This window comes from Lachnoclostridium sp. An181 (assembly GCF_002160325.1).
Taxonomy (GTDB): Bacteria; Bacillota; Clostridia; order Lachnospirales; family Lachnospiraceae; genus An181.
The window spans coordinates 1-750 of sequence record NZ_NFKJ01000053.1; the positions used below are offsets into that span (position 1 = coordinate 1).

Consider the following 750-nt stretch of genomic DNA (forward strand, 5'->3'; position numbering starts at 1 on the left):
GCCGGGGAGAATGAGGAGGATGAGCCGGAAGAACTTGTGCAGTTTTTAAAGTATGTAAAAGCAGATCTGGAAGAGAGCGAGAGCAGTTTTGAGGACGAATATGTGCAGACGCTGCAAAAAGCCGTCAGACATGTGAAAGAAAGCCGGGAACTGGAGGAGAAGTTTATGGTTTTGGAAGAGATGCTGCAGGACGAAAGAGAAGAAGGGAAAATAGAGGGTAGAGAAGAAGGTAGAACAGAAGGGAGAGCGTTGGCAGTTATAGAGCTTTTGGAGACCATTGGGGAAGTGCCGCAATCTTTGCGAGAAAAGATTTTAGGACAGACAGATACCAGTGTCTTGAGCAGATGGCTGAAGTTGGCTGCCCGTGCGCAGTCGATAGAGCAGTTTGAAAAAAATCTATAAATCATATCTAAGGGCGGATGGGACAGCTTGATATGTCTCATCCGCAAGGAAATATACAAGTCAGAAACAATTCATGCCGATTCGGCGAGATCACAACAATAGAGACAGAGGGATTCTATATAAAAAATGAGAAAGGATATGTCATTCTTCTGTGGATTTTTTCTTGCAAAAACATAGTTGAAACTGTATACTAAAACTATAGAATTCCTCTGTGTTTGGGAGGAATTACAGTGAGACAAAAGAAATGTTTAAAAGAATTGACCATCAAGGATAATTTCATGTTCGGCGCAGTCATGTCGGATGCGGAAAACTGCAGAAGATTTTTGGAGATGGCAGCTGGCTTTTCTA

2 pseudogenes are annotated in these 750 nt (G+C 42.5%); both read left to right on the forward strand.

Annotation, left to right across the window (positions count from 1 at the left end):
- Positions 1-402 (forward strand): annotated as a pseudogene (locus B5F18_RS12535) (Rpn family recombination-promoting nuclease/putative transposase); the annotation flags it as partial.
- Between the two features lie 230 nt (positions 403-632).
- A pseudogene (locus B5F18_RS13105) lies at positions 633-750 on the forward strand (Rpn family recombination-promoting nuclease/putative transposase); the annotation flags it as partial.